The sequence below is a fragment of the Phaeobacter gallaeciensis genome (assembly GCF_001678945.1).
Lineage (GTDB): Bacteria > Pseudomonadota > Alphaproteobacteria > Rhodobacterales > Rhodobacteraceae > Phycobacter > Phycobacter gallaeciensis_A.
Genome location: NZ_CP015124.1, coordinates 2,646,883 through 2,673,422 on the forward strand (window position 1 = coordinate 2,646,883; position 26,540 = coordinate 2,673,422).

At 60.6% G+C, this 26,540-nt stretch carries 28 protein-coding genes and 1 riboswitch; of the genes, 21 read left to right on the plus strand and 7 right to left on the minus strand.

The features are described 5' to 3' along the window. Nucleotide 1 precedes the first annotated feature (1 nt). The gene (locus JL2886_RS12580) at nucleotides 2–682 is read right to left on the minus strand and encodes a hypothetical protein (protein WP_065272322.1); all 681 of its coding nucleotides are present in this window, start codon (nucleotides 680–682) and stop codon (nucleotides 2–4) included. Nucleotides 683–692: 10 nt separating this feature from the next. Beyond that, complete coding sequence (locus JL2886_RS12585) at nucleotides 693–1,562, minus strand: hypothetical protein (protein WP_065273686.1); 870 nt, start codon at nucleotides 1,560–1,562, stop codon at nucleotides 693–695. Between the two features lie 128 nt (nucleotides 1,563–1,690). Here JL2886_RS12585 and miaB point away from each other — a divergent pair, with 128 nt between their 5' ends. The 21 genes from miaB to JL2886_RS12695 all read left to right on the plus strand — a co-directional run bounded on the left by miaB (nucleotide 1,691) and on the right by JL2886_RS12695 (nucleotide 22,062). Continuing rightward, on the plus strand, nucleotides 1,691–3,016 hold the full coding sequence (gene miaB / locus JL2886_RS12590) for a tRNA (N6-isopentenyl adenosine(37)-C2)-methylthiotransferase MiaB (protein ID WP_065273685.1): 1,326 nt from the start codon (nucleotides 1,691–1,693) through the stop codon (nucleotides 3,014–3,016). 265 nt (nucleotides 3,017–3,281) lie between these two features. Continuing rightward, nucleotides 3,282–3,866, plus strand: a complete 585-nt coding sequence (locus JL2886_RS12595; RefSeq protein WP_370571264.1) for an OmpA family protein — start codon at nucleotides 3,282–3,284, stop codon at nucleotides 3,864–3,866. Between the two features lie 13 nt (nucleotides 3,867–3,879). Continuing rightward, the gene (locus JL2886_RS12600) at nucleotides 3,880–4,185 is read left to right on the plus strand and encodes a hypothetical protein (RefSeq protein ID WP_065272323.1); all 306 of its coding nucleotides are present in this window, start codon (nucleotides 3,880–3,882) and stop codon (nucleotides 4,183–4,185) included. Between the two features lie 190 nt (nucleotides 4,186–4,375). Further along, entirely contained in the window at nucleotides 4,376–5,389 is a 1,014-nt protein-coding gene (locus JL2886_RS12605) for a PhoH family protein (protein ID WP_065272324.1), read from the plus strand. A gap of 60 nt (nucleotides 5,390–5,449) precedes the next feature. Then, nucleotides 5,450–5,962 carry an rRNA maturation RNase YbeY gene (ybeY, locus tag JL2886_RS12610; protein ID WP_065272325.1) on the plus strand — a complete coding sequence of 171 codons (513 nt, stop codon included), beginning with the start codon at nucleotides 5,450–5,452 and terminating at the stop codon, nucleotides 5,960–5,962. A 23-nt stretch (nucleotides 5,963–5,985) separates the two neighbouring features. Continuing rightward, nucleotides 5,986–6,885, plus strand: coding sequence for a hemolysin family protein (locus tag JL2886_RS12615; RefSeq protein WP_065272326.1), 900 nt, complete (start codon nucleotides 5,986–5,988; stop codon nucleotides 6,883–6,885). Beyond that, nucleotides 6,882–8,390, plus strand: a complete 1,509-nt coding sequence (lnt, locus tag JL2886_RS12620) for an apolipoprotein N-acyltransferase (RefSeq protein ID WP_065272327.1) — start codon at nucleotides 6,882–6,884, stop codon at nucleotides 8,388–8,390. Before JL2886_RS12615 ends, lnt begins: the two co-directional genes overlap by 4 nt. Nucleotides 8,391–8,453: 63 nt before the next feature. Continuing rightward, a riboswitch (SAM-SAH riboswitch) is annotated at nucleotides 8,454–8,503 on the plus strand. A 6-nt stretch (nucleotides 8,504–8,509) separates the two neighbouring features. Then, on the plus strand, nucleotides 8,510–9,691 hold the full coding sequence (metK, locus tag JL2886_RS12625; protein WP_065272328.1) for a methionine adenosyltransferase: 1,182 nt from the start codon (nucleotides 8,510–8,512) through the stop codon (nucleotides 9,689–9,691). A 159-nt stretch (nucleotides 9,692–9,850) separates the two neighbouring features. Then, the gene (locus JL2886_RS12630) at nucleotides 9,851–10,522 is read left to right on the plus strand and encodes a hypothetical protein (protein ID WP_065272329.1); all 672 of its coding nucleotides are present in this window, start codon (nucleotides 9,851–9,853) and stop codon (nucleotides 10,520–10,522) included. Nucleotides 10,523–10,653: 131 nt separating this feature from the next. Further along, nucleotides 10,654–11,418, plus strand: a complete 765-nt coding sequence (trmB, locus tag JL2886_RS12635; protein ID WP_065273688.1) for a tRNA (guanine(46)-N(7))-methyltransferase TrmB — start codon at nucleotides 10,654–10,656, stop codon at nucleotides 11,416–11,418. 115 nt (nucleotides 11,419–11,533) lie between these two features. Then, nucleotides 11,534–12,880 (plus strand): 3-phosphoshikimate 1-carboxyvinyltransferase, encoded by a 1,347-nt coding sequence (gene aroA / locus JL2886_RS12640; RefSeq protein WP_065272330.1) that lies wholly within the window; start codon nucleotides 11,534–11,536, stop codon nucleotides 12,878–12,880. A gap of 21 nt (nucleotides 12,881–12,901) precedes the next feature. Then, nucleotides 12,902–13,516, plus strand: coding sequence for a (d)CMP kinase (gene cmk, locus JL2886_RS12645; protein ID WP_065272331.1), 615 nt, complete (start codon nucleotides 12,902–12,904; stop codon nucleotides 13,514–13,516). A gap of 306 nt (nucleotides 13,517–13,822) precedes the next feature. Then, nucleotides 13,823–15,502, plus strand: a complete 1,680-nt coding sequence (gene rpsA / locus JL2886_RS12650) for a 30S ribosomal protein S1 (protein WP_065272332.1) — start codon at nucleotides 13,823–13,825, stop codon at nucleotides 15,500–15,502. 197 nt (nucleotides 15,503–15,699) lie between these two features. Continuing rightward, on the plus strand, nucleotides 15,700–17,253 hold the full coding sequence (locus JL2886_RS12655) for a hypothetical protein (protein ID WP_133245357.1): 1,554 nt from the start codon (nucleotides 15,700–15,702) through the stop codon (nucleotides 17,251–17,253). 282 nt (nucleotides 17,254–17,535) lie between these two features. Continuing rightward, on the plus strand, nucleotides 17,536–17,820 hold the full coding sequence (ihfB, locus tag JL2886_RS12665; RefSeq protein ID WP_065272335.1) for an integration host factor subunit beta: 285 nt from the start codon (nucleotides 17,536–17,538) through the stop codon (nucleotides 17,818–17,820). Further along, complete coding sequence (locus tag JL2886_RS12670) at nucleotides 17,821–18,171, plus strand: lipopolysaccharide assembly protein LapA domain-containing protein (RefSeq protein ID WP_065272336.1); 351 nt, start codon at nucleotides 17,821–17,823, stop codon at nucleotides 18,169–18,171. Between the two features lie 4 nt (nucleotides 18,172–18,175). Continuing rightward, entirely contained in the window at nucleotides 18,176–18,823 is a 648-nt protein-coding gene (locus JL2886_RS12675) for a phosphoribosylanthranilate isomerase (protein ID WP_065272337.1), read from the plus strand. Nucleotides 18,824–18,986: 163 nt separating this feature from the next. Further along, nucleotides 18,987–20,246 (plus strand): tryptophan synthase subunit beta, encoded by a 1,260-nt coding sequence (gene trpB / locus JL2886_RS12680; protein ID WP_065272338.1) that lies wholly within the window; start codon nucleotides 18,987–18,989, stop codon nucleotides 20,244–20,246. A 224-nt stretch (nucleotides 20,247–20,470) separates the two neighbouring features. Continuing rightward, nucleotides 20,471–20,851, plus strand: coding sequence for a hypothetical protein (locus JL2886_RS19460; RefSeq protein WP_065272339.1), 381 nt, complete (start codon nucleotides 20,471–20,473; stop codon nucleotides 20,849–20,851). Between the two features lie 200 nt (nucleotides 20,852–21,051). Next, nucleotides 21,052–21,531 carry a hypothetical protein gene (locus JL2886_RS12690; RefSeq protein WP_065272340.1) on the plus strand — a complete coding sequence of 160 codons (480 nt, stop codon included), beginning with the start codon at nucleotides 21,052–21,054 and terminating at the stop codon, nucleotides 21,529–21,531. 45 nt (nucleotides 21,532–21,576) lie between these two features. Beyond that, complete coding sequence (locus JL2886_RS12695; protein ID WP_065272341.1) at nucleotides 21,577–22,062, plus strand: helix-turn-helix transcriptional regulator; 486 nt, start codon at nucleotides 21,577–21,579, stop codon at nucleotides 22,060–22,062. Here JL2886_RS12695 and JL2886_RS12700 read toward each other — a convergent pair whose 3' ends face one another. The 5 genes from JL2886_RS12700 to JL2886_RS12720 form a co-directional block, all read right to left on the minus strand. Then, nucleotides 22,063–22,431, minus strand: a complete 369-nt coding sequence (locus tag JL2886_RS12700; RefSeq protein ID WP_065272342.1) for a DUF2237 family protein — start codon at nucleotides 22,429–22,431, stop codon at nucleotides 22,063–22,065. A 10-nt stretch (nucleotides 22,432–22,441) separates the two neighbouring features. Beyond that, nucleotides 22,442–23,605: a serine hydrolase domain-containing protein gene (locus JL2886_RS12705; RefSeq protein WP_065272343.1), complete on the minus strand. Its 1,164-nt coding sequence runs from the start codon at nucleotides 23,603–23,605 to the stop codon at nucleotides 22,442–22,444. 73 nt (nucleotides 23,606–23,678) lie between these two features. Then, complete coding sequence (gene pth, locus JL2886_RS12710; protein ID WP_065272344.1) at nucleotides 23,679–24,371, minus strand: aminoacyl-tRNA hydrolase; 693 nt, start codon at nucleotides 24,369–24,371, stop codon at nucleotides 23,679–23,681. Nucleotides 24,372–24,526: 155 nt separating this feature from the next. Further along, nucleotides 24,527–25,153 (minus strand): 50S ribosomal protein L25/general stress protein Ctc, encoded by a 627-nt coding sequence (locus tag JL2886_RS12715; RefSeq protein WP_065272345.1) that lies wholly within the window; start codon nucleotides 25,151–25,153, stop codon nucleotides 24,527–24,529. Between the two features lie 113 nt (nucleotides 25,154–25,266). Further along, nucleotides 25,267–26,433: an alpha-hydroxy acid oxidase gene (locus tag JL2886_RS12720; RefSeq protein WP_065272346.1), complete on the minus strand. Its 1,167-nt coding sequence runs from the start codon at nucleotides 26,431–26,433 to the stop codon at nucleotides 25,267–25,269. Nucleotides 26,434–26,540: the final 107 nt, after the last annotated feature.

Here is a 26,540-nt window from a genome sequence, read left to right on the forward strand (position 1 = left end):
CCTATCGCGGGACAGGGCAATCCGTTTTCGACTTGGGACGATAGCCGGGATCGATGGGGTAGAAATCGTTTCGGCGGTAGCTCCACGCCATGAAACCTCCATCAACGATAGCAATGGCATGGCGGGGTGCCCAAGGGCTGTAGATGGCCGTTCGAACAGATGACCACAGGCTGCGCGTTTCCAGGCAGGTCGCGCCAAGTTCAGTCGCGCGCTTAGCTATCCGGGTTTGCACCTCACTGTTCATGAGCCAAAGGCTGACGAGAGTCGCCATTGAGATTGGGGCCACCAGAGCGACATGGGCCAGATCAAGCGCCTTGGTCTTGACGCCAATGACGAGCAAGACAGCACTGACACCTCCTGTTGCGAGCCAGGTCAGTGTCGTTGCGCCCAGCGGCAGGTTCAGTTCCCGGGCGGTTTCAAGATGGAAGGATGCAGAGAACAGCCAATAGGGTGGGAACAAAAGGCCAAGAAACGCCCCAAACGCACCCAATTGCAGTGCGCCCCATAGGGCCGAGAGCAGGCTGAATTGCAGCATGAAGGATGCGGATAATGGAAGAGCGGACTTCCTGCGCCGGGCACGCACGTAGGCAATGATGGGCCAGCCCCACCAGAGGGCGATAATGAGCACACCTAAAATGAGCAAACCTAAAATGGCTGGCAGAGCCAGTATCACCTCGGTCAATTACGTGTCCTCAGAACCACTGCCCCGGCTCCATCAACCCCAGATCCAGCAACTGGCGCGAATGCCATTCGAACGGGGTGGAATTGTGCCAGCGGAAGCTGTGGATATCGAACGAAGAGCCGGGATTGCGTTTCAGCGCCTTGGCGGTGCGGAAGGAACAGATGGCTGCCGTCAGGTTGTGATGCCAGGGGCAGGAATAGGTGTTGTATTCGTCGATATTGAAAGTGTGGTTCGGCTGTAACTCCAGGTCGGGTCTGGCCCGGAACAGAGAGATCCGGTCGATCTTGCGGCTGGCCTGCGGGATGTGTTCCTCGTGGCGCCAGCGCACACCGCCGAAAAAGTCGAGCTGTCGCTCCTCGGGGCTGCTTTTGGCGCCAATGTAGCGGGACTGCGCATAGTACCCCGACTTATCCAGGTAGGCATTGGCCAGCGACACGGCGTTGGGATGAGCCTCAAGATCACCTGCATAGAGGTCGATCACATAGGTCAGCATCGCCGCGCGCTTTTCCTCTGTGTGAAAGGTCAGCATTTCCGCGACAGTCCGCGTTTCGCAAAACGGGAAGAACAGGTATTCCGCGTTGTAGCAGTAGTAGAGCCAGCATCCGGGGCTTGCGGTGCGGATCACCTTGTTGATTGCGGCAAAGACGGTTTCGGGCACGCTGCAGTCAAACGGCACCCGGTGCACCCGGTTTTTCACATCCCCCGGCAGGTCAAAGGCATCGGGGATCAGGGCGATCACCTCGGCAAAGCCGCTTTGCAGGTGGTGGCGCAGGGTGGTGCCGATTTCCACGTCATCTTCGAAAAAGATCAGCGCGACGGGCCCCTTGATCAGCAGCGCCGACTGCTGCTCAAGAAAATCGTCGAGGGAAGAATACATCACGGCGGTCTGCTCCTGCCTTTCTGGCATTTGCTCCCAAAATCGGGTAAGTGCGCCTGCATTGCAAGCGGCGTCATTTCCCAGTATGGCAGGCCGCTGATCCCTATGTCCGGCTGGAAGGCAACGAACCCATGAGCGCCCCCAAGAAGCTGTTTATCAAGACCTACGGCTGTCAGATGAATGTCTATGACAGCGAACGCATGGCCGAGGCGCTGGGCGGGCAGGGCTATGTCGAGACGAAATCGGCGGATGATGCCGACATGATCCTGCTGAACACCTGCCACATCCGGGAAAAGGCCGCCGAAAAGGTCTATTCCGAGCTGGGCCGGTTCAAGGGGCTGAAGGCGGAAAAACCGGATCTGAAGATCGGCGTTGCGGGCTGCGTTGCGCAGGCCGAGGGCGAAGAGATCATGCGCCGTCAGCCGCTGGTCGATCTGGTGGTCGGACCGCAAAGCTATCACCGCCTGCCAGAGATGGAGAGCAAGGCGCGCGCGGGGGAGAAGGTGCTCGACACCGATTTCCCCGAAGAAGACAAATTCGAAAAGCTCAAGAACCGCCCCAAGGCCAAACGTGGCCCGACGGCCTTCCTGACAGTGCAGGAGGGCTGCGACAAGTTCTGCGCCTTCTGCGTGGTGCCCTATACCCGTGGTGCCGAAGTCTCCCGCCCCGTGTCCCGCATCATCGGTGAGGCGCAGGAACTGGTGGAGCGCGGCGTGCGCGAGATCACGCTGCTGGGTCAGAACGTCAACGCCTACCACGGCGAGGGGCCGAATGGCGCCGACTGGACCCTGGCGCAGCTGATCTGGGAGCTGGACAAGATTGACGGGCTGGAGCGCATCCGCTTTACCACCTCGCATCCGAACGACATGATGGATGACCTGATCGAGGCGCATGGCACCTGCAAAAAGCTGATGCCTTATCTGCACTTGCCCGTGCAGGCCGGATCGGACCGGATCCTGAAACGGATGAACCGCAGCCATACCGCCGAAAGCTATATCCGCCTGATCGAACGCATTCGCGCCGCGCGGCCGGATATCCTGATCTCGGGCGATTTCATCGTTGGCTTCCCGGAAGAGACCGAAGAGGACTTTCAGGCCACGCTCGACCTGATCGAGGAAGTGAAATACGGCACCGCCTATTCCTTCAAATACTCGACCCGTCCGGGCACCCCGGCGGCCGAGCGCGCGCAGGTAGAAGCTGCGGTGGCGGATGAACGCCTGCAGCGGCTGCAGGCCCTGCTGACCCGCCAGCAGCGCGAGGTGCAGGACAGCATGGTCGGGCGTGAGGTTGGCGTGTTGTTCGAAAAGGCGGGCCGTCTGCCCGGGCAGATGGTGGGCAAATCCGACTATCTGCACGCGGTCCATGTGGCCGATTGCGACCGCGCCATCGGCGATCTGGCGCGGGTGCGCATCGTGTCCTCGGGGGCAAATTCGCTGGCCGGTGAACTGATCGGCTGACCATTTCCTCGGGCCTCTGCAGCCTTTCATCACCTCGCTCCTTTGGCGCGGGGTGAGTCTTTATTGCATCCATTTTGTGGACAGTTTTAAGAAATTTGTTTGAGTGTTGGGGAAATCCGCATAGTTTTGGGAAAAAATAGGCTCCGCCAAGGGGCAATAGGCTGAAAAGTTGTGTAGTTTATTGTTTATACATGGATTGATGCTGTTACCGTGAGGCTTAACGCTCGTGGTGGCATGCTCCCGGGGGGACTTAGGTGAAGGATATCTGGTTGTGCTGAATTTCAAGTTGAGAAAAGCAGGCGCTTTGCTGGCCGCTGCCACGGTCGCATTCAGTCTGGCAGGGGCGTCTGTTCAGGCGCAGGATACGCAGACACGCACTGTTGTCGGGGAACGCTATGTGCCGACCATCTGGGTTGATCCGGATGGCTGTGAACATTGGGTGATGGACGATGGCGCCGAAGGTTACATGACACCGCATGTCACACCGGACGGCAAACCTGTGTGTCGTCCCGGTCTGCTGTGCGGTATGATGCCGACGGATCAGTTCTTTGCCACGGACAAGCATTTCATCAACGCGGCAGGCCGCAAGCGCCTGACGGAATTCTTCCAGAAGACAAAACCGAGCACACGGTATTTCGTGATTGCCGGTCACACCGACAGCCGCGCCTCGGATGAATACAATATCGGCCTGTCGCAACGCCGGGCCAATGCGGTGGCTCAGGTCGCACGATCTGCCGGTGCGCGGGTTGGTGATATCCGCGCCTACGGCGAACGTGATCCGCGCGTTCCCAATACCAGCGCGGCCAATATGGCGCAGAACCGTCGCGTCGAAATCTATTGTGTGCGCTAAGGGGGATTACAGCATGACCATTCTCAAAGGGGCCGCTGCTCTGTGCCTTGCGCTTTCGGTTGCTGCGTGTACCGATGTCACCGACAAGACTCGCGACCAGAACATTTTTGACGGCAAAAGCGGCGATCTTTCGCAGCTGACTGCCGGTATCTGGGTCGATCCGCAGGGCTGTGAACACTGGATCATCGATGACGGTGTCGAAGGCTATGCCGACCTGCGCCGTACGCCGGATGGCAAACCGGTCTGTAACAGCGAATTGCCGCGTAATGTGGCGACTGGCCCGTTCAAGTCCGGTTCCACCTATGGCGACCCGCTGTAAGCGCATCAAACGATTTTAAGAACAATGCAGCCGCCCGTCTCTGGGCGGCTGTTTTCTTTTGCCGTTCTGACCCCGTCCGTATTGTGTCAGCCCATTTTTGTTTCAACCGTGTGAATTTTGCCGGGCTGCGCTTGCACCGGGCGCGCGGCAGAGGCACATTGAAGGAAACCGCAAGCCAGAGGAATAGAGATTGGTCACCAGCGCCCCGCCGTCGTCGTCCCACCCCCATCCCGACACCGCACATGAAGTGCTGCTGGAATTTCCTGACAATCGCCTGCTGATCGACCTCTGTGGGGAATACGACCGCAATATCGCCGATATCGAACAGAAGCTGGGCGTGCAGATCCTGCGCCGGGGCAATCTTTTGTCGGTGATGGGCGAGGAAGCAAGCCGCGAACAGGCCGCAGCGGTTCTGACTGCGCTCTATGATCGGCTGGAAACAGGCCGTAGCGTAGAAAGCGCCGATGTGGATCGCGAATTGCGCATGGGGCCGTCGGATCAGACCGATCCGGGCGGCCAGTTGGAAATGTTCAGTGGCGGCAAGGTCGAAATCAAGACCCGCAAGAAGCTGGTGGAGCCGCGCACCGACGCGCAGAAGGCCTATGTGCAGGCCCTATATGAACACGAGCTGGCATTCGGCATCGGCCCGGCCGGCACCGGCAAGACCTATCTGGCTGTCGCGGTCGGGGTCAGCATGTTCATCACTGGACAGGTGGACAAGATCATCCTCTGCCGTCCTGCTGTTGAGGCGGGCGAACGGCTCGGCTTCTTGCCTGGCACCCAGGAGGAAAAGGTCGATCCCTATATGCAGCCGCTTTATGACGCGCTGAATGACTTCCTGCCCGGCAAGCAACTGGCCAAGCTGAAGGAAGAGAAGACGATCGAGATCGCGCCGCTGGCATTTATGCGGGGGCGCACGCTTTCGAATGCCTTTGTGGTGCTGGACGAGGCGCAGAACGCCACCACCATGCAGATGAAGATGTTCCTGACCCGCCTTGGCGAAGGTTCGCGCATGGTGATCACCGGCGACCGCAGCCAGGTCGACCTGCCGCGCGGCGTGCCGTCTGGCTTGGCGGATGCGGAGCGCTTGCTGAGCAGCATTCCCAAGATCAGTTTCAACTATTTCACCGCCCGCGATGTGGTGCGTCACCCACTGGTGGCGGCGATCATCGAAGCCTATGACGCGGATGTTCCGGCAATCTGATCCCGGCGCCCTGCGCCGGGTCCGTGATGTCGGACCCCAGCGGATATGTGAAAGCGACAGATGACATTAGAGATTTACACCGAAGACAGCCGCTGGGATGCGGTTGCGCTTGAGGCGCTGGCGGAGCGGTCCATCGGCGCTGCGCTTGCGCATTTTGATCTGGAGGCCGAGGAGTGCGAGATTTCCCTGCTGGCCTGCGACGATGCGCGCATCGCGGATCTGAACGCAGAATTCCGTGAAAAGCCGACCCCGACCAATGTGCTCAGCTGGCCAGCCGAGGAACTCTCTGCTGAGGAGCCGGGTGGCGCGCCCTTGCCGCCAGAGACTGATTTTACGGGCGAGATTTCGCTGGGTGACATTGCCATTGCCTATGAAACCTGCGCCCGTGAGGCTGAGGAAGCGGGCAAACCGCTGGCAGATCACCTCTGTCATCTGCTTGTTCACGGAGTGTTGCATCTTTTGGGTTACGATCACATTCGCGACCCCGACGCCACACTTATGGAGGGGCTGGAGGTCGAGATACTTGGCAAACTGGGTATCGATAACCCATATACGGTAAATGGAAGCCCCTGAACGGGGCATATTGGATAGGATAAATGGGCGACATAGAAGGCAGTTCTAACGCAGCGCATGGCGCGCTGCATATGAAGAGTGAGGCCATAGAGGCCACGGAACACGCGGAAAAGACCGGACTGTTGGGGCGTATTTTCGGCTCCCTGTCGGCCTCTGCCACGACGGAGGAACAGGAAGAGCAGCAAGACGCTGTCTCCGAGGTTCAGCCACATGGCATGATCAATCTGCGCCGGATGCGGGTTGAAGACGTTGCTATCCCCTCGGCCGAGATCGTGGCCGTCCCCGTGACAATCGAAAGCGACGATCTGGTGCAGGTATTCCGCGACAGCGGCTTTACCCGAGTCCCGGTTTACGAGGGCACGCTGGACACGCCGCTTGGCTTTGCTCACCTCAAGGATTTTGCCCTGACCCATGGGTTCAACTGCGGGGCGGAGCCGTTCAATCTGCGCGAGATGCTGCGCCCGCTGCTGTTTGTGCCACCGTCCATGCCCATCGGGGTGCTTCTGGCCAAGATGCAGGCCGAACGTCGGCACATGGCGCTGGTGATCGACGAATATGGCGGTGTTGATGGTCTGGTGACCATCGAAGACCTCATTGAGCAGGTCATCGGTGAGATCGAGGACGAACACGACACCGGCGAGGATCAGACCTGGTTTCGGGAAAAATCTGGCTGCTATATCGCCCAGGCCCGCACGCCACTGGATGAATTTGAGGCCGAGATCGGCCAGTCGCTGACCAATCACGACGATGTCGACGAAGAAGAGATCGACACGCTGGGTGGACTGGTCTTCATGCTGTCGGGCCGGGTGCCCGCCCGCGGTGAGGTGATCGTGCACCCGGACGGGCCTGAGTTCGAAATCATGGATGCCGATCCCCGTCGGATCAAACGGCTGCGGGTACTGGTGCCCAACGCTGCGGAATGACGAAGGTTTCCGGTCTGCGCAGCAGGTTGGGGCGGCTAGCACCCCATTTGCCAGTCCTTGCGCTGGCCTTTGGCTTTGGCGCGCTCATGTCGCTGGCGCTGGCCCCCAATCAGATGCTCTGGACCGTGCCAATTGCACTGGCGGTGATTGGCGCCTTTGCCCTGCGGGCGCAGACGTCCTGGTCTGGCGCCATGTTGGGCTGGGCCTTTGGGCTTGGGTATTTCGCTTTTGGCCTGTCGTGGATCGTTGAACCCTTTCAGGTGGATGCGCAGCGGCACGCCTGGATGGCGCCCTTTGCCCTTGTGTTTCTGGCCGGTGGTCTGGCGCTGTTCTGGGGCGCCGCCTTTGCCGGGGCCGTGCGGTGGAGCAGGGGGGCGGCGCGGGTCACCCTGCTGATTGCCTTCTGGAGCCTTGCAGAATTTGCCCGCGCCTATCTTCTGACGGGGTTTCCCTGGGCCGCTTTCGGACAGTTCTGGATTGATACGCCCGCAGCGCAGCTGCTGCCGTGGATTGGCCCGCAGGGGCTGGCGGTGCTGACGCTTGCCGCGTTTCTACCGCTGGCGCTGCTGCGCTCTAGCCCCGCGCGGGCGGTCCTGCCCGGTGGTGCGCTTGTGGCTCTGGTGGCGCTGCTGCCGTCTCCTCCCGAGGTCGAACTGACGGATCACAGGGTGCGCTTGGTGCAGCCCAATGCGCCGCAGCACCAGAAATGGCACCCGGATCTGCGGTGGGATTTCGTGCGCCGCGCCATGGGTTTTAACGCCCAAGGCCCGCGTCCTGATATGATCATCTGGCCGGAAACCGCGGTGCCGCAGTTGTTGAACTATGCCGGCAATACGCTGGAGGCGATCCTTGAGCAGGCGCCGGGCGTGCCGCTCTTGCTGGGGATCCAGCGCGAAGAAGGCGGCGCCTATTTCAATTCGGCTGCTCTGATCAGCGCCGATGGTTCTGCCGGGCAGATCTATGACAAGGCACATCTGGTGCCGTTCGGGGAATACGTGCCCTTTGGCGATCTGATGGCGCGGTTCGGATTCCATGGATTGGCCTCTCAGGCCGGTGCGGGCTATGCTGCGGGACCCGGCGCGCGGCTGATGGATCTGCCTATCGGCAAGGCATTGCCGCTGATCTGTTACGAGGCAGTCTTCCCGCAGGATGTGAACGCCGCCCCCGATCGCCCGGACATGTTGGTGCAGATCACCAATGATGCCTGGTTCGGCACTCGTTCGGGGCCCTATCAGCATCTGGTGCAGGCGCGGATGCGGGCCGCAGAGCAGGGGCTGCCGATGCTGCGCGCCGCCAATACCGGTATTTCCGGCGTGATTGACCCCTATGGGCGCCTTGGCCCGTCGCTGCCCTTGGGGGAGGCTGGCTATGTGGATGTGATCCTGCCCGCGGCGCTTCCCGCGACCCCTTACAGCGGCACCGGGGACTGGCCGGTGCTGATCCTGCTGCTGGGGCTGGCAGGTGCGGCGCTGCGCCGCGGCGGAAATATGCAGGCGCGTTCATAGCTGCTCAACCTCTGGCCGGTAAAAGCATTGACGACAACCGTCTTCCCACGTAGGTAGTTTCGGTTCCTCCCACAACGGCTTCCTGGCGTGGCGAGGCGAAACCAAATGGAGCACTTTTCATGACCCGCAAGCACTATATTTTCACTTCGGAATCCGTTTCCGAGGGCCACCCGGATAAGGTCTGTGACCGGATTTCCGATGCCGTTCTGGACGCCTTTCTGGCGGAAGAGCCAGAAGCGCGTGTCGCGGCAGAGACCTTTGCCACAACCAATCGCGTTGTGATCGGGGGCGAGGTGGGTCTGTCCGACCAGGACAAACTGCACGATTACATGGGCAAGATCGACGAGATCGCCCGCGCCTGCATCAAGGACATCGGCTACGAGCAGGACAAGTTCCACCACGAGACCGTGGAAATCACCAACCTGCTGCATGAACAGTCCGCTCATATCGCGCAGGGTGTCGATTCGGCCGAGAACAAGGACGAAGGTGCTGGCGACCAAGGCATCATGTTCGGCTTTGCCACCAATGAAACCGACGCGCTGATGCCCGCGCCGATCCAGTTCAGCCACGCGATTCTGCGCCGCCTTGCCGAAGTGCGCAAGAACGGCACCGAACCTGCACTGGGTCCCGATGCCAAATCGCAGCTGTCCATCAATTATGAGAACGGCAAGCCGGTGGGCGTCAACTCGCTGGTGCTGTCGACCCAGCATCTGGACGAGTCGCTGACATCCGACGATATCCGCCAGATCGTGGAACCCTATATCCGCGAGACCCTGCCCGAGGGCTGGCTGACCGCAGAAACCATCTGGCACGTAAACCCGACCGGCAAGTTCGTGATCGGCGGCCCCGATGGCGATGCCGGCCTCACCGGCCGCAAGATCATCGTCGACACCTATGGCGGTGCGGCCCCGCATGGCGGCGGCGCTTTCTCGGGCAAGGATCCGACCAAGGTTGACCGTTCGGCGGCCTATGCTGCGCGCTATCTGGCCAAGAACGTCGTTGCCGCTGGGATGGCCGACAAATGCACCATCCAGCTGTCTTATGCGATTGGCGTGTCTCAGCCGTTGTCGATCTATGCTGACACCCACGGCACCGGCGACGTCGCGCCTGAGGCGATTGAAAAAGCCATTGGTCAGGTGATGGATCTCAGCCCGCGCGGCATCCGCTCGCATCTGGGCCTCAACAAGCCGATCTATCAGCGCACCGCAGCCTATGGTCACTTTGGCCGCGAACCCGATGCCGATGGCGGCTTCAGCTGGGAACGCACTGATCTGGTCGAGGCGCTGAAAAAGGCCGTCTGATCCGGTCAGGCAGTGTATTGCAAAACGGGGGCGGGCCACGGGGCCTGCCCCTTTTTTGATCCGCGACTGGTGTAGGGCGCAGGGCTTGAGCTACGCGCCGGGGCCGAACTAGTCTTTTCCGGCGGGGAATGCCCTTCGCGCAAAGGAAGCCATGTCCATATGAACCGTTCATCCCTGCCTATATTCTCGCTGCTTTGCCTTGTGATGCTGGCATTGCCGTTACACCTGCTGGCCAGGGAGCCCCTGCCGCAGAAATTTCGCATCGACGGCGAGGCCTTGGTGTTTGACACCGAAACCGACATCACCGGCGCGGCGTCCGAGATCACCCCCGAGGACATCGACGCCTTTCGCAGCATCCTGGCAGACAACCCGCAGGTCACCGAGGTGCGGCTGAACAGTGGTGGCGGCAGTGTCTATGCCGGGGCCGAGATCGCATGGATCGTCATGGACCATGGGCTGAATACTTCGGTCGATGGCGAATGTGTCAGCGCCTGTGTCGATATCTTCCTGGCCGGGCAGCGGCGGCGCATGATGCTGGGGTCCAAGATCGGGTTTCATCAGCGCAGTTGGGCGCCGGAAGCGGTGCAAAGTTATTATCGGGAATGGCGCGATGACGAAGATTGGGCCACCCCTTTTGAATTCGGCTCCTGGATCTATCAGGACACTCAGGAGGAAATCTACGAACAGCTGACCTATCTGGTATCGCGCGGGGTCGATCCGGCCTTTGCGATTGAAACCATGCGGGTGCGCCCCAATGCCGAATGGTACCCGTCCCGCTTGCGACTGGTGGCTGCCGGAGTGTTGCGGGAACAGGCGCCGCAGGATCAGTAGCACCGGGACAGCTCTCTTGACCCGCAGGGCGGCTTGCGGCAGATGGACGCCCAGCATTCGCCCGCCTGCGCCTGTTAATGGCGAAACGCAAGATCGGGCGTCGAAACACCGGCAATGAAAAGGCCCGTCCGATGTCTGATGACAAGAAAACCAGCTCTGCCAGCCACCCGGCGCGGACCGATGCGGCCGACAAACACGCCAGCGGCGCGCCCTGGCGCAATTTCTATGGCCGTTTCAGCGGCAAGACCCTGAAGGACAGCCAGCGACGTTATCTGGACGAGGACCTCGGGGCGCTGTCGCCCGGGGCCGTGGGCTGGGATGAAAACCCGGAGCGCAATCCGCTGGATCTGCAGGCGCTGTTTGGCGGTCGCGATGTCTGGCTCGAGGTCGGCTTTGGTGGCGGCGAACATCTGGTACATCAGGCCCAGAACAACCCAGGAGTCGGCATCATCGGTGCCGAACCCTTTATCAACGGGGTGGCCATGCTGCTGGGCAAGATCCGTAAGGCAAATGCGGATAATATCGCGGTGCATCCCGGCGATGCGCGCGATCTGATGGATGTGCTGCCCGAAGCGTCGATTTCGCGCGCCTTCCTGCTCTATCCCGATCCCTGGCCTAAGAAACGCCATCATCGCCGCCGTTTTGTGACCCAGGAACATTTGGAGCCGCTGGCCCGCTGCCTGAAACCCGGCGCGATTTTCCGGGTGGCGACGGATATTCCTGATTACGTCCGCCAGACCCTGGAAGAAGTGCCAAAAGCGGGCTTTGAATGGCTGGCCGAGCGCCCTGCCGACTGGCGCGAGCCCTGGGACGACTGGATTTCTACCCGATACGAGCAAAAGGCCCTGCGAGAGGGGCGCACGCCGCATTACCTGACCTTCCGCCGCCTTGGCTGATATCGGGGTGATATGGGCGTGATCTTGCGCTGATCGGCGCTGGACCGGATCACGGCAATTCGTTACCGATAGCGGAAACAAAAGCATTCGCGACACTCTGACAAAGGAAGCCTTCATGTCCGGACACGGTACGCCTACCCCGATGATCTCTCACCGTGCCGACCCGCTGGCAGGCGTGGCCAAGGTGCCGGGCGACAAGTCGATTTCGCACCGGTCCCTGATCCTTGGCGCCATGGCCGTGGGCGAAACCCGGATTTCGGGACTTTTGGAGGGCGAGGACGTGCTGGACACGGCCAAGGCGATGCAGGCCTTCGGGGCCGAGGTCATCAACCATGGCGGCGGAAAGTGGTCGGTCTTTGGTGTCGGTGTCGGCGGTTTTGCCGAGCCGGACAATGTGATCGACTGTGGCAATTCCGGCACCGGCGTGCGGCTGATCATGGGCACTATGGCGACCTCGCCGATTTCCGTGACCTTCACCGGCGATGCCAGCCTCAACAAACGCCCGATGGCGCGGGTGACCGATCCGCTGGCCCTGTTCGGCGCGCAGGCGGTGGGCCGCTCTGGCGGGCGGCTGCCGATGACCATCGTCGGGGCGGCGGATCCGGTGCCGGTGCGCTATGTGGTGCCGGTGCCCTCGGCGCAGGTGAAATCGGCTGTTCTGCTGGCAGGGCTCAACGCGCCGGGGCAGACCGTGGTGATCGAGAAGGAAGCCACCCGCGATCATACCGAGCGGATGCTTGAAGGGTTCGGCGCCGAGATTACCACCGAAGAGACGGAAGAGGGCCGGGTCATCACCCTCACTGGTCGGCCCGAGCTGAAACCGCAGGTGATCGCGGTGCCGCGCGATCCATCCTCCGCCGCCTTCCCGGTTTGCGCGGCGCTGATCACGCCCGGATCGGACGTGCTGGTGCCAGGTATTGGCCTCAACCCGACCCGCGCGGGACTGTTCACGACCCTGCGCGAGATGGGCGCGGACCTCACTTATGAAAACGAGCGGGTCGAGGGCGGTGAGCCGGTTGCCGATCTGCGGGCGCGCTACTCCCCCTCCATGCAGGGGATCGAGGTGCCGCCTGAACGCGCCGCCTCGATGATCGATGAATACCCGGTGCTCTCCGTCGTTGCCTCCTTTGCACGGGGCGAGACGATGATGGCGGGCGTCAAAGAGCTGCGCGTCAAGGAAAGCGACCGGATCGACGCCATGGCGCGGGGCCTGCGGGCCAATGGCGTTGCCGTCCGTGAAGGCGACGATTGGTGGGCTGTGATGGGCCTTGGCCCCGAAGGCGTACCCGGCGGCGGCACCTGCGAGAGTTTCCTTGATCACCGGATCGCCATGTCCTTCATGGTGATGGGCATGGCGGCGCAAAACCCGGTCTCCGTTGATGATGGCGGCCCGATTGCGACCTCCTTCCCGATCTTCGAGCCGCTGATGACCGCGCTTGGCGCCAAGTTCACCCACGCTTGAGATTTCGGAGCGCTTTGCAACATGACCACCCGTTTCACCATCGCCATCGACGGCCCGGCAGCAGCGGGCAAAGGCACGATCTCCAAAGCGGTCGCCGCGCATTTCGGTTTTGCCCATCTGGACACGGGCCTGTTGTACCGGGCTGTCGGGGCGCGGGTGTTGGCTGGCGATAAACCACTTGAGGCCGCGCAGTCTCTGGTCGCTGCCGATCTGGAGGCCGAGGGGCTGCGCACGGCCGAGGTGGCCCAGGCCGCATCGAAAGTGGCGGTGATCGCCGAGGTCCGTCAGGCCCTAGTAGATTTCCAGCGCAGCTTTGCCCGCCGGGCCGGGGGCGCGGTGCTGGACGGGCGCGACATCGGCACGGTGATCTGCCCGGATGCCGAGGCGAAACTCTTTGTCACCGCCAGCGCCGAGGTCCGCGCCCGCCGCCGGTTCCTGGAGCTGAGCGAAAACGGATCGGACAGCGATTACGACACCGTTCTGGCTGATGTGAAGGCCCGGGACGAACGCGACATGAACCGCAGCGAGGCGCCGCTGAAGCCTGCGGATGATGCGGTGGTGATCGACACCAGCGATCTGAGCATCGAAGCCGCTATCGCGGCGGCCATTGCTGCGATCAAGGACCGGCAAGGCTGACCGGAAACGGGGGAGGCGGCGGCTGTTTCCACCGCCAATAGCCGGGGCGCATCCTTGTCGTGACAGGGATGCCGAGTCCATTTCCCCTTGCCAGCAAGGGGGAATCTGCTTATACGGCCCCTGTCGAAAGAGATGCGAAAACGCACCACGGACAGTCTGAGCAGGGTCGGGGCAACCTCCGGCCCTTTGTGTTTGTTTGCTCCAGACGGTTCAGATGCGTGATCTCAGACCGACCAACCCATTCAGACCGGCGGAGACAACCGCATGGCCAGCTAAATAAGATATGTAAAGGAAATCCGAGACCACATGGCTCAGAACACATCGATGGAGGAATTCGAAGCCCTCCTGAACGAAAGCTTCGAAATGGACACACCCGATGAGGGGTCCGTTGTTAAAGGCAAGGTCATCGCAATCGAAGCGGGCCAGGCCATCATCGACGTCGGCTACAAAATGGAAGGCCGCGTTGATCTGAAAGAATTCGCAAATCCTGGTGAAACTCCCGAAATCGCCGTTGGCGATGAAGTGGAAGTCTTCCTGCGCTCGGCTGAAAACGCCCGTGGCGAAGCTGTCATCTCCCGCGAGATGGCGCGCCGCGAAGAAGCATGGGATCGCCTGGAAAAAGCATACGCAGACGATGCCCGCGTCGAAGGCGCGATCTTCGGCCGCGTCAAAGGCGGCTTCACTGTCGACCTCGGCGGCGCCGTGGCCTTCCTGCCCGGTTCGCAAGTTGACGTGCGCCCCGTGCGCGACGCCGGCCCGCTGATGGGTCTGAAACAGCCCTTCCAGATCCTGAAAATGGACCGTCGCCGTGGCAACATCGTTGTCTCCCGTCGCGCCATCCTGGAAGAATCGCGTGCCGAACAGCGTGCAGAAGTCATCGGCAAACTGTCCGAAGGCGATGCGGTTGACGGCGTGGTCAAGAACATCACCGAATACGGTGCGTTTGTTGACCTCGGCGGCGTTGACGGCCTGCTGCACGTCACCGACATGGCATGGCGCCGTGTGAACCACCCCTCCGAGATCCTGTCGATCGGCGAAACCGTCAAGGTTCAGGTCATCAAGATCAACAAAGAGACCCACCGTATCTCCCTCGGCATGAAGCAGCTGCAGGAAGATCCGTGGGATCTGGTTGGCGCCAAGTTCCCGCTGGGTTCGGTCCACAAGGGTCGCGTCACCAACATCACCGATTACGGTGCATTTGTTGAGCTGGAGCCCGGTGTCGAAGGTCTGGTCCACGTCTCCGAGATGTCCTGGACCAAGAAGAACGTGCACCCCGGCAAGATCGTTTCGACCTCGCAGGAAGTCGACGTCATGGTTCTGGAAATCGACGGCGCCAAGCGTCGCGTGTCCCTGGGCCTCAAGCAGACCATGCGCAACCCGTGGGAAGTCTTTGCTGAGACCCACCCCGAGGGCACCGAAGTCGAAGGCGAAGTCAAGAACATCACCGAATTCGGTCTGTTCATCGGCCTCGAAGGCGACATCGACGGCATGGTTCACCTCTCCGACCTCAGCTGGGACGAGCGTGGCGAAGATGCGATCCAGAACTACCGCAAAGGCGACATGGTTTCGGCCGTTGTCTCCGAAGTGGACGTTGAAAAAGAGCGTATCTCCCTGTCGATCAAAGCCCTGGGCGGCGACAAGTTCGCCGAAGCCGTGGGCGGCGTGAAGCGTGGCTCGATCGTGACCGTCGAAGTGACCGCCATCGAAGACGGTGGCATCGAAGTGGAATACGAAGGCATGAAGTCCTTCATCCGCCGCTCCGACCTGTCGCGTGACCGTGCCGATCAGCGCCCCGAGCGTTTCTCGGTTGGTGACAAGATCGACGTCCGCGTGACCAACGTTGACAGCAAGACCCGCCGTCTGGGTCTGTCGATCAAGGCACGCGAGATCGCGGAAGAGAAAGAAGCAGTGGAACAGTATGGCTCCTCGGATTCCGGCGCATCGCTGGGCGACATCCTGGGCGCAGCGCTGAAGACCGGCGACTGACCTTCAGAGATTTCTCTGTTCTGACAATCTGGAAAGCCCCGCAATTTGCGGGGCTTTTCTGTGTTCTGGGGCATGGAAAGGTGACAGTCCGGAGCGTGGGTTAGTAAAATTCCACGCAATCTCCTTTTGGTTGTAGTGATGTCTAAATGTCTTTGGTTGAGACTGCAGCGAACGAATTCAGCTTCAGGAGTAGAGACATGACCACATTTTCCGGCCTTTCTATTGTCAATAATTCCGCCCTTACACTGATTAATGCCTCAGCCAGCGACAGGGGCGCTCAGGCCCGGGTCGAATCGGGTGATCAAGGGACGGCCTGGGGCGTGGACAGGCTGAACACCATTGCGAAAGCAGAGAATGACTATCAAGCTGAGAAACTCCAAACCGGGATAGATACCCGGAAAAAATTAAACGCCCAAGACTCAAGCAAGAACAGCGCGGCCCGGAGTAGAATTCTCGCCGAGCATTACCGCAAACTGGCGGCCAATATGGCGGCGGCCCTCGACAAACTTGGCGGTCAGAGCCGATCTTCTGCCGGAACAGTTGTCGCCTTGTTCAAGACCCCGGACTCCGATGCGCTAAGCATTGTTAGCGGCAAAACCGTCAGAAATGTTTCCTCCCAAAATGAAGCCTCTTTTGCCATTCGTGCCAGCACAGTTAAGGGGGTTTACACGCGAGGTGGGAATGATGCCATCAGTATTGAAGCTGATTGGGTGGAATCCGTATACACAGATCGAAGTAGCGGCCTACACGCCAAGAAAACCAAATCTGGCGATACTGTACTCGGATGGCACTCAAAAACAGTCAGCAATGATGCGGTCGCCATCAAGGCCAAGCGCGTAAGTAGTGTGTACACCAAAGGCGGCAATGATGCGATTGCGATCGAAACCGACTTGGTGAAGGCCGTCTATGCGGGCGAGGGGAGCGATTCCGTAGCAATTCGCGCTGGGGTTGTAAATGGTGTATACAGCGGCGATGGCCATGACACCATATCCGTTGATGCTGGAATTGGTGGGACAGCCGTAACGAAGTTCGGAGCCACCTATATAGGGATCTCCGAAGTTACCAGCTATACCCGAGCAGGAACGGCGGAGGAACGCGTAAAGCAGGCAAGACTGGGCTATGCGCAGAGAGCGGATATCAACGCAGGGGCAGGGGATGATTTCATTTCAGTCACGGTTGAGGAAGCCCTGACGATTGATGGTGGTACTGGCAATGATACCATTGCGATTGGCGGTGGAACTGTCGGGATGAGTGTTCGATTTGACTCAGGCCATGACACCGTTCAGGTGGCGCGCGGCGCCGAATTCGTACTGCGGGTCGAAGAAAATGGCCCGTATACTGTGAAGAAAGACGGAAACGACCTGATCGTTACGCACGCCGGTGGGTCAGTAACAATCAAAGACTATGAACAGGCTTCGGCAATTGCCGTAAGAGGCAGATATGCGGCAAGTGAAGACGAAATTAATGACCTGCTCAGTCCTGAGGAAGCCCAGCGAACTATCGCTTTTGGTGCTGAACAGAAAGCCAAGCTGCGGGAGGAGCGTACGGCCAAGATTGAGAGTTTTGTGGCTGATGGTGATACCATGGAGCTCGCCAAGAAAAGCATCGATATTCCCGAGCGCGTCACTGTGCCAAAGGACGCGGATGCGCAGCCGAGGCGCTGGGAAGATACTCTGTCTTCCCCGCCAATGGCATATGGTATTGTGATGTTTCATCTGGACCCCAAGGAACCTGTCGATCAGAAGATTTGATCTCAACATGAGATTTTCTTTCTAATTTTGATGTCTCTGAACCCCGGGTCTGAGCGGGCGGCGAATCAGGTCCGGGCGCAGGCCGTCGGCGGCGCGAAACCGGGGCTGGGCGGCGGCAAACTGCCCTATGAGCAGCAAATGGCTGGTTTTACAAAGCAATTTCGTGCAATCTCCTCAGATATGGAGATTGGCGACGCCTGTTTTTGTTCCCGGCGCGCCGATTTTTTCCTATAGTCGGGAACACTCGACAAAGGATTGCGTTGGCTTGGGAGGGCAGAAAGGATGATCCGCTCTGAACTGATTCAGAAGATTGCAGACGAAAACCCGCACCTGTATCAGCGGGACGTCGAAAGGATCGTGAACACGGTATTTGAGGAAGTGACCGATGCGATGGCCCGGGGTGACCGGGTCGAGCTGCGCGGCTTTGGCGCTTTTTCGGTGAAAAAGCGCGATGCGCGGGTTGGTCGCAATCCCCGTACCGGCGAAACGGTCCATGTTGAGGAAAAACATGTGCCGTTCTTCAAGACTGGAAAGCTCTTGAGGGACCGTCTGAACGGAAAGGCTTAAATGCGCTATATTCGTTATGCCATCCTGGCTTCGCTTGGGATCATTCTGGTCTCGGTGAGCCTTGCGAACCGCTCTGTCGTGGAGCTGAAGCTGATGCCAACCGCCCTGGCGGAACTGGTGGGTTGGAACCCGGGCATCGCCCTGCCGCTGTTTGTCGTGGTTCTGGGCGGCGTTGCCGCTGGTCTGGTGATTGGCTTCATCTGGGAATGGCTGCGCGAGCACAAGCACCGCCGCGAGGTCGGTAACCAGACCCGCGAGGTGAAGAAACTTTCCCGCGAAGTGCAGAAGCTGAAAAAGCAAAAGCACGAAGGCAAAGACGAAGTTCTGGCATTGCTGGACGACTCGGTCTGATCTGATGGCTGCTGACATCCGGGTAAAGGTCTGCGGCCTCAGCACGCCGCAGGACGTCGATTGCGTGGCGCGTGCGGGCGCGGCCTACGCGGGCTTTGTCTTCTTCGAAAAATCACCACGCAACGTCTCTTATGAAACCGCGGCAACCCTGGCCGCAGCGGCGCCTGTCGGCTTGTGCAAGGTTGCCCTGACGGTCAACGCGGGCGATGCGGAGCTGGACGCGCTGACAGAGGCCGTGCCGCTGGACATGTTGCAGCTGCACGGCAAGGAAACGCCCCAGCGCGTGGCCGAGGTCAAGGCGCGCTACGGCCTGCCTGTGATGAAGGCCATCGGGGTGGCTGACGCGGCGGACCTGGCGCAGATTGATATTTACTCCGATGTGGCTGACCAACTGCTGATCGATGCCAAACCGCCCAAGGGCGCTGACCTTCCGGGCGGCAACGGGCTTGCCTTTGACTGGCGCCTGCTGGCCGGGCGCAAGTACTGGCGCAAGCCCTGGATGCTGGCTGGCGGTCTGACCCCGGACAACGTCGCCGAGGCGATCCGCATGACCGGTGCCCGTCAGGTTGATGTGTCCTCGGGCGTTGAAAGTGCCCCCGGCGTCAAGGATGCGGACCTGATCCGCGCCTTTGTGGAGCACACAACGGGTTAAGCCCAGGTTGGCGACGGGCTTGCGGCTACCGGAGCTGCGTCCCGGCTTCGTGCCGATCATCCCGGTGACTTTACCGCAGATGGCGCGATTCCTGTCTGGTGTCTCTTTACCCGTCGCCTGCTGCGCTATACTCAGAAGCAGTGCCGCGCAGAGAGGAACAATCATGGCCGAAGATCTTTTCAACAGCTTCATGAACGGGCCCGACGAAAAGGGTCGCTTTGGCATTTTCGGCGGGCGTTTCGTCAGTGAAACGCTGATGCCGCTGATCCTCAGCCTTGAAGAGGAATACGACCGGGCCAAGGACGACCCGACCTTCTGGGCCGAAATGGACGATCTGTGGAAAAACTACGTGGGCCGTCCCAGCCCGCTGTATTTTGCGGAGCGCCTGACCAATCATCTGGGCGGCGCCAAGATCTATATGAAGCGGGACGAGCTGAACCACACCGGCGCCCACAAGGTGAACAACGTGCTGGGTCAGATCCTGCTGGCCCGCCGCATGGGCAAGACCCGGATCATCGCCGAAACCGGTGCCGGTCAGCACGGCGTCGCCACCGCGACTGTCTGCGCCAAGTTCGGCCTGAAATGTGTGGTCTACATGGGCGCGCATGATGTCAAACGTCAGGCCCCGAACGTGTTCCGCATGCGTCTGCTGGGCGCCGAAGTGATTCCGGTGACTTCGGGCCGGGGCACGCTGAAGGATGCGATGAACGATGCGCTGCGCGACTGGGTGACCAACGTGCGCGATACCTTCTACTGCATCGGCACCGTGGCAGGCCCGCACCCCTATCCGGCGATGGTGCGCGATTTCCAGTCCGTGATCGGCAAGGAAGTGCGCTGGCAGCTGGCCGAGCAGGAAGGCGAAGGCCGCCTGCCTGATACGCTGGTTGCAGCCATTGGCGGCGGTTCGAACGCGATGGGGTTGTTCTACCCGTTCCTGGACGACAAGAGCGTTGGCATTATCGGCGTCGAGGCTGGCGGCAAGGGCGTTGACGAGAAGATGCAGCATTGTGCCTCGCTCACCGGCGGTCGCCCAGGCGTGCTGCACGGCAACCGCACTTACCTCTTGCAGGATGACGATGGTCAGATCCTCGAGGGCTTCTCGATCTCTGCGGGTCTGGATTATCCCGGCATCGGCCCGGAGCACGCTTGGCTGCATGACACGGGGCGCGCCGAATATGTGTCGATCACCGACAAGGAAGCGCTGGAGGCGTTCCAGCTGTCCTGCGCAATGGAGGGAATCATCCCGGCGCTGGAGCCGAGCCACGCGCTGGCCCATGTGATGAAGATCGCGCCGACCCTGCCCAAGGACCATATCATCGTGATGAACATGTGCGGTCGCGGCGACAAGGACATCTTCACGGTGGCGCGCCATCTGGGGTTTGACATGTCCGACACCGAAGAGGGGCGCGATCTGGAAGACTGATCCAGATCTCCTGATCTATCTGTAAACACAGGAAAAGAGCTGCCATTTGGCGGCTCTTTTTTCGTTTTCGGGGCCATAAACCCAGGTTTATGCGCCCTAAACCAACCGCAGTCCGGCCAGAATTTAAACCTCTGTCGAATGGTTCTTGCCGGGTCGAGCGGTTCAGTCTGGGTCGAGGCGGCTGAAAACCCACCGCCAACGTGATCAATAAAAGGAAGATCCTGATGAACCGCGTACTTCTGACCAGCACCGCAATCCTCTTGGGCCTTGCAGCGACCACCTATGCCTCTACCGAGACAGGCTCGGGCGAGCAGAACCAGAATTCCTACGAGCACGCCTATCAGAACCAGAACCAGCATCAGAACCAAAATGAGCATGCCTATGCCTATGGGAAGTCCGATGATGCGGGTGAAGACGACCACGGCGAAGGCCATGGAGAGGGCCACGGCGAGGGCGGCGAAGGCCACGGTGAAGGTGGCGAGGGCCATGGCGGTGAAGGTCACGGTGGCGAGGGCCACGGTGGTGAAGGCCATGGCGGTGAGGGTCACGGCGGCGGTGGCGAAGGCCACGGTGGTGAAGGAAACGGTGGCGAAGGTCACGACTAACCCGACGCGCGTCCCTTAAGCGCACCCAAGGCGCCTGTGGAGCATCCGTCCCAACGCTCCATTTCCCCCCGGCGCCTCACAAGGTTCAACCGCGGTATTTTCTGCCTGATACCGCGGTTGAGCTTTTCTGCCGATCAGTGGCATTGTCCCACAAGGCCCCTATCGAACCGTCCATTTTCACTCAAAGGAGGACACAGCCCATGCGCCGCCGGATCGCTCACGTCCTCTTTGTGCTTGTCATGTTGCTGGTCCAGCCGGGCGTCGCCTTGGCCGACCCCTTCACGGATAGAATTACCGATCAGCTGCGCAGTCAGGGCTATGGCGAGATCGTGGTGACGCGGACTTTCCTTGGCCGCTACAGGATCGTGGCCACAACCGACCGGATCGAGCGCGAGATCATTGTGAACCCCGGCACCGGTGAGATCCTGCGCGATTACATCGAAGACAAGGATGACGACAGCGCCAGCAGCGGTCTTTTCAGTCTGTTTGATCGCCTTGGTGGCGAAGACGGAGACAGCGACGGGGATGATGTCGGCGAAGACGGAGATGACGATGGCGGCAACGGCGATGGTCCCGGCGCGGGCGGCCACGGCGGTCATGGGGGTGACGGACAGGGTGGCGAAGGGCAGGGCGGCTCCGGTGAAGGTGGCGATGGCGAAGGCGGGGACGGTGATGACTGATCATGGGCCGGGCGCGCCTGTGCTGACTAAACGCAGGGCAGCCGCATGAAGACGGGTTGGTTTCTTCCCGTTCTGGTATTGGTGCAGGGCATTTGCGCCACGTTCTTTGTTTCCGATATTGCGCTTACGGTGCTGGGGCTGCGGTCCCGTCCGATCAGTTGGCAGACCCGCGAATTTCTGGAAATCGGCGCCGCACTGGGGCTCGTGCTGGGGGTGGTGCTGGGCTGGATTGCCTACCGGCGCAGCCAGCAGCGGGTGCGCGCCGTCGAGGAAAGCCTGCGCCTGATGCAATCCGCCTTCAAGGATCACCTAGAGGAACGGTTCTGCGCCTGGGGTCTGACCCCGGCCGAACGCGATGTGGCGCTGTTTTCCCTCAAGGGCCTCAGCCTTTCGGAAATCGCAGAGCTGCGCCAAACCTCGGACGGCACAGTCAAGGCGCAGAGCAATGCCATCTACCGCAAGGCCGGGGTCAGCGGGCGCACACAGCTGCTGAGCCTGTTCATTGAGGATCTGATGAGCGACGGTGACTAGTCAGACACTGTGGGCCTTCAGAACCTCAAGCGGAACGATGTCCAGCGCCCGCTGGTGGGTGCCTCGCAGGTTCACCTGCGGCGCGCAGCCTTCGTCGGCAGCCTGCAGGAACCGGGCGGCACAGAGGCACCAGCAATCGCCGGGTTTCAGCCCCTTGAACTGGAATTCGGGTCGCGGCGTGCTGAGATCATTTCCGACGTATTTCGAATAGGCGAGGAACTCTGCCGTCATCACCGCGCAGACGGTATGGCTGCCCTGATCCGCCGCGCAGGTGTTGCAGGCGCCATCGCGGAAAAAGCCGGTCATCGGATCGGTGGAGCAGGGCTGAAGCGCCTCTCCCAGAACGTTGATGCTGTCGTCTTTTTCCATGCGGGTCTCCCTATAATGCGCGGGCGATCTGTCGAAACATCTCGATATTAGCGCGGTTTACGCCCTTGTCGCGGAATTTTCTGTCTGCTGCCGTGCTGACGATCACCACGTCCCGGTCCTGGTCGATATAGATGTATTGGCCATAGACACCGCGGGCGAGGAATTCGCCGTCATGGGCGCCGATGGGGACCCACCATTGATAGCCATATCCGATCTTACCCTCCTTGGTCGGAGCAGAGGGGCGGGTCGAGGCGGCGATCCAGTCGGCAGGCACGATCTGCTGTCCGTTGTACCGGCCGTCCTGTTCTATCAACAGACCGAACCGGGCATAATCGCGGGTGGTGATGTTGAGCCCGCCCAGCACGAAAGCCACGCCGTCGCCATCGGTCACGTAATAGGGTGCCTGTTCCAGCCCCAGCGGGGTGATGATCTTTTCCGACAGGAGGTCCGGAATGCTGCGTCCGGTGGCGCCCCGGATCACCATGCCGATCACATGGGTGTCGATCGACACATATTGCCAGGTGCTGCCCGGAGCGGCGAAGCGGTCCTTCAGATCGGCAGCGAACTGGTCCAGCGCCCCGCCCAATGCGATCTCGCGGCCCATGCGGTTAATGTCGGAATCATAATCCAGGTAATCCTCGTCAAAGGTGACGCCGCTGGCCATGTTGAGCACGTTACGGATGCTGGCGCCGTCATAGGCGCTGCCCGTCAGTAGCGGCGCGTATGTGGTGACCGGATCGTCGAGCGAGGCAATCGCGCCTTCCTTCAGCAGGATCCCAAACAGCGCCGACAGATAACTTTTTGCCACCGACCAGGAAATCCGCCGGTCCGTCTCAGCAGTGCCAAGGTGATAGCTTTCGTGCCGGATCTTCCCGTCCTTCAGCACCAGAAGAGAGGTCACGGCGCGGGCATTGATCCAGTCGCCCGCTCCGGCGGGCAGGGTCATCGCCTCTCCTGTGGCAAGGGGTACGACGGGCCCGTCGCCGCGCGACACCGGCCGGGTCAGAAAGGCGCCCTCCATGTTGGAGAAATTCGCAACGATCCTGTCTTCGGCAAACAGCGAATTCACCGCCCAGAGGCGCATGATTTCGTCCCGTTTCCACAGGCCTGCCGCCAGCAAGACAACGGCTGCAATGGCCAGGATACGCCCGGCTATCCGCATGAGTTTGCGCATGTCTTTCCTCCCCTTTACGGTCAGCCTAGCCGCCGGGGTGAGTCCGCGCAAAGCGGACGCAACGGAAAGCAGCCTACTTGAACTTGTCCACCAGACGCTCAAGCGGGGAGCGGTTGTCCTGTGTCTCGGGGGCTTTGTCCGCCTGCTTTTCCGCCTTGGCCTGCTTCTCCTGCCCCTTGGGCGAAGTGGAGCTGCGTGGCGGCGCGGTGCGCAGGGCAACCGCATTCATGAATTTGCCGCCGTCCCCTTTGGCCAGCGATGCTGCGCCGTCGGAAATGCCGCGCATTAAATCGTCGAGCCAGTCTTCGTCCGCCTTGGGGAAATCGCGTAGCACATAACCTGCCACGGCGTCCTTATGGCCGGGATGACCAATGCCCAGACGCACGCGGGCGTAGTCTGCGCCGATATGGGCGTGGATCGAGCGCAGCCCGTTGTGGCCCGCGTGGCCACCGCCCTGTTTGATGCGCGCCTTGCCGGGAGCCAGGTCCAGTTCGTCATGCAGCACGGTGACATCCGCTGGTGTCAGCTTGTAGAACCGCATGGTTTCCCCGACGGACTGGCCGGAATTGTTCATGAAGGTCTGCGGCTTCAGCAGCAGCACTTTTTCACCGCCCAGGGTGCCTTCGCAGATCTGTCCCTGGAATTTCGACTTCCAAGGGGAAAATCCGTGGTCTTCGGCGATCCGGTCCAGCGCCATGAAGCCGATATTGTGCCGGTTTCTTTCGTATTTGGCGCCGGGGTTCCCCAGTCCGACAAAGAGTTTCATGGGCTCTCTCGCTGTTTGCAGATCTTTGCCTGATACATGCCTGCTGCGCGCCGGGAAATCCAGTGCCGGGGCCCGTCGACGGTTTTCGGTGTGGCAAAAGAAAACGGAGCCCGAAAAGGGCTCCGTTCCTTGATCCTGCCAATGTGGCGTAGATCTTATTCTTCTGCGGCTTCTTCCGCTTCGCCTTCTTCCTCGTCGTCCGAGGCAGCCAGGCCAGCAGGTGCTGCGATGTTCGCAATCACGAAGTCGCGGTCGATGGTCGGCTTGGTGCCGTTCGGAAGGTCAATCGACGAGATGGTGACGGTGTCACCGATCTGCAGCTCGGAGATGTCCACGACGAGCTTCTCCGGAATATCGCCAGCGGTCACGACCAGTTCCACCTCGGGGCGGACGACGGACAGCATGCCGCCTTTTTTGATTCCGGGTGCAACGTCTTCACCGACGAACTCAACCGGGATGAACAGGTTGATCTTGGTGGTGCGGCGCAGGCGCATCAGGTCAAAGTGAGTCGGCAGGTCCTTGACCACGTCACGCTGGACGTCGCGGCAGATGACGCGGACGTCTTCCTGACCTTCAACCTTCAGGTTCCACAGAGTGGACTTGAAGCGACCGGCTTTCAGCTTTTTGAACAGCTCGTTAAAGGGGATCTGGATCGCAATGGGATCAACGTCACCACCAAAAACAACACCAGGAACCATGCCAGCGCGACGCGCTGCGCGAGCGGCGCCCTTGCCCGTCCCCGCACGTTCCTGGCAAACGAGATCAGGAATCTCTCCAGCCATTTTAATTCTCCAATATGTTAGGGCGGGATGCCTCCAAGGCTGTCACCCCGCGTGAAGCCGCGCGTATAGCGGAGAATCCCCGCAATGCAAAGCTTAAAAATCGCTGCCGGAGATCAGTCCTGCCAGCGCCCTTCGAACCCTTCGGGGACCAGCAGGTTATGACGGCCAAGATCCGCCACGTTGCGCTCGCCGCACAGGGCCATTGTGGTGTCCAGCTCTTTCTGGATGACTTCCAGAGCAGTTGTCACACCCTTCTGCCCCATGGCACCCAGGCCATAGACAAAGGCGCGGCCTATCATGGTGCCCTTGGCCCCCAGCGCCAGCGCCTTCAGGACGTCCTGACCTGAGCGGATACCACTGTCCAGATGCACTTCGACCTCGTCGCCGACAGCATCCATGATCTGCGGCAGCATCCGGATCGAGCTGAGCGCCCCGTCCAACTGGCGCCCGCCGTGGTTGGAGACAGTGATGGCATCGGCGCCGACCTTGGCGGCCATCTTGGCGTCCTCGGCGTCCAGGATCCCCTTCAGGATCACCTTGCCGCCCCACATTTCCTTCAGCTTTTCGATCTTGCCCCAGTCGAGCGAGGGGTCGAATTGCTCGGCCGTCCAGGCGCCCAACGAAGACGCGTCGGAAATGCCTTCGACGTGGCCGACGATATTGCCGAACTCGCGGCGCTTGGCGCCCAGCATTTCGATGCCCCAAGCCCATTTCGTCATCAGGTTGGCGATGGTCTTGGGTGTCAGTTTCGGTGGTGCGGAAAGACCGTTTTTCAGGTCCTTGTGGCGCTGCCCAAGGATCTGAAGGTCCAGCGTGATCACCAGCGCCGAACATTTGGCCGCCTTGGCACGTTCGATCAGGCGCCGCACGTAATCCTCGTCTTTCATGGTATATAGCTGGAACCAGAAGGGTTTGGTGGTCGCCTCCGCCACGTCCTCGATCGAGTTGATCGACATTGTCGACAGGGTAAAGGGCACACCAAAGGCCTCGGCGGCGCGGGCGGCTTTGATTTCACCATCGGCATGCTGCATGCCGGTCAGGCCGACGGGCGCCAGTGCCACGGGCATCGCAACGTCCTGGCCGATCATTTGGCTGGCGGTGGAGCGGCCGGACATATCAACGGCCACGCGCTGGCGCAGGCGGATCTGTTCAAAATCCGAGGTGTTCTCGCGGAACGTCTGCTCGGTCCAGCTGCCGCTTTCGGCGTAGTCGTAAAACATCCGGGGAACGCGGCGTTCGTAGATGCGCTTCAGGTCGTTGATATTGGTGATAACAGGCACCGGTTCGTCCTCGCCCTAGTGGTGGTCAGGATTGTTTACCAATTTCACCCTGCTGGCGCAATGATGGCCTGCGCAAATTGTCTGTCGGTAAAATTTTACGGTATATT